The following is a 6,197-nucleotide window of genomic DNA, read 5'->3' on the forward strand; positions in this document are numbered from 1 at the left end:
ACACAAGGCCGCTCCTACACGAAGCGATTCGTACTGGAAATGGAGCCCAAAAAAAAACCGGCTGTAAAAGCCGGTTTTCTTATGCCCCGAAAAAACTTATGCACGCTTTTCAGAAAAATGTCACACCCAAAAATAAACAGCCAATTCAATAACTTAGCGCTTACTTCAAGCATTTCAACGAAAAAGTGCTCACAAGTTATCCACAGATATCACGCCATCTGCTCCTGCGGTTCTTCTGCTGCTGGCGGCAGCGAGCCCATGGCCCGCTGGGCCGCTTCGTTCCACGCCTGAGCGCGGTCGTTGAGCTCGGCAATGGCCCGTGGCCCGGTGCCGTTGGCGTACATCGGCTCGCCAATTACCACCTCGATGGTGCCCGAGCGCTTGCCCCAACCGGTTTTCGGCCAGAACTTGCCGGCGTTGTGGGCAATCGGCAGTACCGGCAGCCCGGCATTCACTGCCAGCGCGGTGCCCCCGCGCGAGAACTTGCCGACCGTGCCGAACGGCACACGGGTGCCCTCCGGGAAGATCAGCACCCAGGTCTTCTGCTTGAGCAGCTCATCGCCCTTGCTCGCGACCTGGCGCAGTGCCTCCTTCGGGTTGTCGCGGTTGATCGCGATCGGCCGCAGCATGGCCATGGCCCAGCCGAAGAACGGCACGTACAGCAGTTCGCGCTTGAGCACCTGGCTAAGCGGCGAGAAGTACTGCGACAGGAAGAATGTTTCCCAAGTGCTTTGGTGGTTCGACAGGATCACGCAAGGCTCGGCCGGCACGTTCTCGGCACCGGTGATCTTGTAGTCGATGCCCAGAATCGTCCGCACGAGGAACAAGGCGCAGCGGCACCAGTACACATTGATGAACTTGTAGCGCTTGGGGAACGACAGAAACGGCGCGACGAAAAAGCTCAGCGAGCACCACAGCAACGAACTGGTGCCCAGCAGCAGGTAAAAAAGAAAGATTCTGATCGCCTGCAGGATCGACATAGTGGCTTGTACCATTGCGGGGCATGCCCGCCTGAGAAAAATGCGCCCGCAGGCGCACTGTTTAAATTAGTTCTCTGGCGATAGCTGCCAGATCGTCGAAAATCAGTGTAGTTTCCGGAACACCTTTTGCCAGGGTCCGCTCACCTTTGCCGGTTTTCACCAACACGGGTTGTGCACCGACGGCCAGGGCGGCCTCCAGGTCACCTTTGCTGTCGCCAACGAACCAGACGCCTTCAAGGCCGACCTGGTAATGCTCGGCGATCGCCCGCAGCATGCCTGGCTTGGGCTTGCGGCAATCGCAGCCTTCATCCGGGCCGTGCGGGCAATACACGATGTGGCCAACCTCGCCGCCCTGCTCGGCCACCAGCGCGCGCAGGCGCGCGTGCATGGCCTCGAGGGTTGCCAGCGGGTAATAGCCACGGGCGATACCGGACTGGTTGGTGGCCACGGCCACCGTCCAGCCCGCCTTGCTCAACTGCGCGATCGCTGCGACCGAGCCAGGGATCGGGACCCACTCTTCCAGCGTCTTGATGTAGGCGTCGGAGTCGTAGTTGATCACCCCGTCACGGTCGAGAATCAGCAGTTTCAAGGCTTACCCCAGCAACGAGATGTCGGCCACACCCAGGAACAGGCCGCGCAGGCGGCTGAGCAGGGCGTAGCGGTTGGCACGTACCTTGGCGTCTTCGGCGTTGACCATGACCGCCTCGAAGAAGGCATCAACCGGGTCGCGCAGGGCTGCCAGGCGGGCCAGCGATTCGCTGTACTGCCGTGCAGCAGCCATCGGTTGCACGGCCTGGTCGGCCTGCTGGATGGCCGAGTACAGCGAGAACTCGTTGGCATTGTCGAAGTACTTCGGCTCGACCTGCTCGGCGATGGCGCCTTCGGCCTTGCTCAGCAGGTTCGACACACGTTTGTTGACCGCGGCCAGGGCCTCGGCTTCGGGCAGCTTGCGGAACGCTTGCACCGCCTGGACACGCTGGTCGAAGTCCAGCGCCGAGCCTGGCTGCAGGGCACGTACCGACAGGTAGGTGGCCACGTCGATGCCTTCGTCTTCGTAGCGCGCACGCAGGCGGTCGAAGATGAACTCCAGCACCTGCTCGGCCAGGCCGGCAGCCTTGACCTTGGCACCGAACTGCTTGACCGCGAATTCCACCGCACCGGTCAGGTTCAGGTCCAGCTGCTTCTCGATCAGGATACGCAGCACACCCAGCGCTGCACGGCGCAGGGCGTACGGGTCTTTGCTGCCGGTTGGCAGCATGCCGATGCCGAAGATGCCCACCAGGGTGTCGAGCTTGTCGGCGATGGCCACGGCGGCACCGGTGAGGGTTTGCGGCAGCTCGGCACCAGCCCCGCGTGGCATGTACTGCTCGTTCAGCGCCAGGGCGACGTCTTGCGGCTCACCGTCGTTGAGCGCGTAGTAGTAACCGGCAACACCCTGCATCTCCGGGAATTCGCCGACCATTTCAGTGGCCAGGTCGCATTTCGACAGCAGGCCGGCCCGGCCGGCGCGCTGGGCGTCGCCGCCGATCAGCGGGGCGATGAAGGCAGCCAGTTTGGAAACGCGCTCGGCCTTGTCGTACACAGTGCCCAGCTGAGCCTGGAAGACCACGTTCTTGAGGCGCTCGTTGAAGGTTTCCAGCGGCTGCTTCTTGTCCTGCTTGAAGAAGAATTCGGCGTCGGTCAGGCGTGGGCGCACGACTTTCTCGTTGCCTTGCACGATCTGCTTCGGGTCGCGGCTTTCAACGTTGGCCACGGTGATGAAGCGCGGCAGCAGCTTGCCTTCGCTGTCCAGCAGGCAGAAGTACTTCTGGTTGTCCTGCATGGTGGTGATCAGGGCTTCCTGCGGCACTTCGAGGAAACGCTCCTCGAACGAGCACACCAGCGGCACCGGCCACTCGACCAGCGCGGTCACTTCGTCCAGCAGCGCCGGTGGCACGATGGCCGTGCCTTCCTGCTGCATGGCCAGCTCTGCAGTACGCTTGCTGATCAGCTCGCGGCGCTCGGCGAAGTCGGCCAGCACGTAGGCTTTGCGCAGGTCTTCGACGTAGTTGGCGGGGGCAGTGATGAGCACGTTTTCCGGGTGGTGGAAGCGGTGGCCACGGGATTCACGGCCGGCCTTCTGCGACAGGATGGTGCAATCGACCACCTGGTCGCCCAGCAGCATGACCAGCCATTGGGTCGGGCGCACGAACTCTTCACGGCTGGCGGCCCAGCGCATGCGCTTGGGAATGGGCAGATCGTTCAGCGAGTCCTCGACGATGGTCGGCAGCAAGCCGACGGTCGCTTTGCCTGGGATGTGCTGGGAGAAACGCAGCTTGGGGCCGCTCTGGTCGATTTCGGCCAGCTCTACACCGCACTTCTTGGCAAAGCCCAGGGCAGCCTGGGTCGGCTCGCCGTCTTTGAAAGCAGCCTGCAGGGGTGGCCCGTCGATGTTGATGCTGCGGTCAGGCTGCTGCACGTCTAGCTGGCGAATCAGCACGGCCAGGCGACGCGGCGCAGCATAGACCTGCTTGCCGGTGTAGTTTAGGCCAGCGGCCTGCAGGCCCTTTTCGATGCCGGCCAGGAAGGCGTCGCCGAGGCTGGCGAGGGCCTTGGGAGGCAGCTCTTCGGTGCCCAGTTCTACCAGGAAATCTTGAGCACTCATTGTGCAGCCTCCAGCTTAGCCAACACTTCGTCACGCAGTTCGGGGGTGGCCATCGGGAAGCCCAGGCGTGCGCGGGCTTGCAGATAGCTTTGCGCCACGTCCCGGGCCAGGGTACGCACACGCAGGATGTAGCGCTGGCGCTCGGTCACCGAGATGGCGCGGCGGGCGTCCAGCAGGTTGAAGGTATGCGAGGCCTTCAACACCATTTCATAGGTCGGCAGCGGCAGCTCCAGCTTGATCAGGCGGTTGGCTTCGCTTTCGTAGAAGTCGAACAGTTCGAACAGCTTGTCGACGTTGGCGTGTTCGAAGTTGTAGGTCGACTGCTCCACCTCGTTCTGGTGGAACACGTCACCGTAGGTGACCTTGCCGAACGGGCCGTCGGCCCATACCAGGTCATAGACCGAATCGACGCCCTGGATGTACATGGCCAGACGTTCGAGGCCGTAGGTGATTTCACCGGTGACCGGGTAGCACTCGATGCCACCTACCTGCTGGAAGTAGGTGAACTGGGTGACTTCCATGCCGTTCAGCCAGATTTCCCAGCCCAGGCCCCAGGCGCCGAGGGTCGGCGATTCCCAGTTGTCTTCGACAAAGCGAATGTCGTGCACCAGCGGGTCCAGGCCAATGGCTTTCAGCGAGCCCAGGTACAGCTCCTGGAAGTTGGCCGGGTTCGGCTTGAGCACCACCTGGAACTGGTAGTAGTGCTGCAGGCGGTTGGGGTTTTCGCCATACCGCCCGTCGGCAGGGCGACGGCTAGGCTGCACGTAGGCGGCGTTCCAGGTTTCTGGACCCACGGCGCGCAGGAACGTTGCGGTGTGGAAAGTGCCGGCGCCTACTTCCATATCGTAGGGCTGAAGCACCACACAACCTTGAGCTGCCCAGTAGTTTTGCAGGGCGAGGATCAGGTCTTGGAAGGTACGCACGGCTGGCGTAGGCTGGCTCACGAAATTCACCTGTATCTGGGGATGCGGATGTAAAGAGCGGGAGTATAACCTGATTCGCCTCGCCCTCTACTCATTGGAGCCTTATGCCACGCTGCTTTTGGTGTACCGACGATCCGTTGTACCAGGCCTACCATGACCAGGAATGGGGAACGCCGCAGCGCGATCCGGCGTTGCTGTTCGAGATGCTTTTGCTCGAAGGGTTCCAGGCCGGGCTTTCATGGATCACCGTTTTGCGCAAACGCGAGCGTTACCGCGAGGTGATGCACGGGTTCGACCCGGTCAAACTGGCCACCCTCAGCGACGAACGCATCGAAGCGCTGATGCAGGACCCCGGGATCATCCGCAACCGCCTCAAACTCAAGGCTGCCCGGCGCAATGCGCAGGCCTGGCTGGCTGTGGATAACCCCGCCGAATGGCTGTGGTCGTTCGTGGGCGGTGCGCCGAAGATCAATCACTTCCAGGGTCGCGCTGACGTGCCGGCGGTCACCGACGAAGCCAAGGCCATGAGCAAGGCGCTGCAGAAAGCCGGCTTCACCTTTGTCGGCCCGACCATCTGCTATGCCTTCATGCAAGCCACCGGCATGGTCATGGACCACACCATCGATTGCGATCGTTACGCCGCCCTGGTTCGTTGAAGGGTTACAATGCGCACCTTGCTGAAATAAGGAATTCGCCTGTGGAAAAGTTCAAGGGCGCCCTGATGGTCGGGGTGCTGCGCCTGTTTGCCAAGCTGCCCTGGGGCGCTGTACAGCGCGTGGGCGCCGGCATCGGCTGGCTGATGTGGAAGATCCCCAACGGTTCACGCAACGTGGTGCGCATCAACCTGGCCAAGTGTTTCCCCGAGATGGACCCGGTTGCCCGCGAGCAACTGGTTGGGCAAGCCTTGCGGGACATTGGCAAGTCGTTTGTGGAAAGCGCCTGCGCCTGGATCTGGCCGCCACAGCGCTCGCTGGAACTGGTCAAGGAAGTGCACGGCCTGGAAGTGCTGGAGCAAGCCCTGGCGTCTGGTAAGGGTGTTGTGGGCATCACCAGCCACCTGGGTAACTGGGAGGTGCTCAACCACTTCTATTGCAACCAGTGCAAGCCGATCATTTTCTACCGCCCGCCCAAGCTCAAGGCTGTGGATGACCTGCTGCGTGAGCAGCGCGTACAGATGGGCAACCGCGTTGCGCCTTCGACCAAGGAAGGCATTCTCAGCGTGATCAAGGAGGTGCGCCGGGGCGGCCAGGTGGGCATCCCCGCTGACCCGGAGCCGGCCGAATCGGCAGGCGTGTTCGTGCCATTTCTCGGTACCCAGGCACTGACCAGCAAGTTCGTGCCGAACATGCTGGCGGGCGGCAAGGCGGTGGGGGTGTTCCTGCATGCCTTGCGCCTGCCGGATGGCTCGGGTTTCAAGGTGTTTCTCGAAGCTGCGCCGCAAGCGATGTACAGCACCGACGTGAATGAGTCGGCGGCGGCGATGAGCAAGGTGGTCGAGCGTTATGTGCGCGAGTACCCGAGCCAGTACATGTGGAGCATGAAGCGCTTCAAGAAGCGCCCGGCTGGCGAGCCGCGCTGGTATTGAGATCTCTGGGGGCGCTCTGCGCCCCATTCGCTGGCACGCCAGCTCCCACAGGGATCGCATCAGGG

6 protein-coding genes are annotated in these 6,197 nt (G+C 62.2%); 2 read left to right on the forward strand and 4 right to left on the reverse strand.

Annotated features, from left to right (window positions below):
- Window positions 1–209: 209 nt before the first annotated feature.
- Genes B3361_RS10100 through glyQ form a run of 4 tightly spaced genes read right to left on the reverse strand, consistent with a single transcriptional unit; the run spans window position 210 to window position 4,568 of the window.
- A complete protein-coding gene (locus tag B3361_RS10100; protein ID WP_054905247.1) occupies window positions 210–995 on the reverse strand; it encodes a lysophospholipid acyltransferase family protein in 786 nt (261 codons plus the stop codon).
- Between the two features lie 46 nt (window positions 996–1,041).
- The gene (gmhB, locus tag B3361_RS10105) at window positions 1,042–1,569 is read right to left on the reverse strand and encodes a D-glycero-beta-D-manno-heptose 1,7-bisphosphate 7-phosphatase (RefSeq protein ID WP_009684688.1); all 528 of its coding nucleotides are present in this window, start codon (window positions 1,567–1,569) and stop codon (window positions 1,042–1,044) included.
- A gap of 3 nt (window positions 1,570–1,572) precedes the next feature.
- Complete coding sequence (gene glyS / locus B3361_RS10110) at window positions 1,573–3,624, reverse strand: glycine--tRNA ligase subunit beta (RefSeq protein ID WP_029886429.1); 2,052 nt, start codon at window positions 3,622–3,624, stop codon at window positions 1,573–1,575.
- A complete protein-coding gene (gene glyQ / locus B3361_RS10115; protein ID WP_003253126.1) occupies window positions 3,621–4,568 on the reverse strand; it encodes a glycine--tRNA ligase subunit alpha in 948 nt (315 codons plus the stop codon). Before glyQ ends, glyS begins: the two co-directional genes overlap by 4 nt.
- An 83-nt stretch (window positions 4,569–4,651) precedes the next feature.
- Between glyQ and B3361_RS10120 the strand changes: the two genes are divergently transcribed.
- Both B3361_RS10120 and B3361_RS10125 read left to right on the forward strand, forming a co-directional pair.
- Window positions 4,652–5,203 carry a DNA-3-methyladenine glycosylase I gene (locus B3361_RS10120; protein ID WP_009684690.1) on the forward strand — a complete coding sequence of 184 codons (552 nt, stop codon included), beginning with the start codon at window positions 4,652–4,654 and terminating at the stop codon, window positions 5,201–5,203.
- A gap of 41 nt (window positions 5,204–5,244) precedes the next feature.
- A complete protein-coding gene (locus B3361_RS10125) occupies window positions 5,245–6,132 on the forward strand; it encodes a lysophospholipid acyltransferase (protein ID WP_009684691.1) in 888 nt (295 codons plus the stop codon).
- Window positions 6,133–6,197 lie beyond the last annotated feature (65 nt).

The sequence above is a fragment of the Pseudomonas sp. UBA6699 genome (assembly GCF_002454615.1).
Classification (GTDB): domain Bacteria; phylum Pseudomonadota; class Gammaproteobacteria; order Pseudomonadales; family Pseudomonadaceae; genus Aquipseudomonas; species Aquipseudomonas juntendi.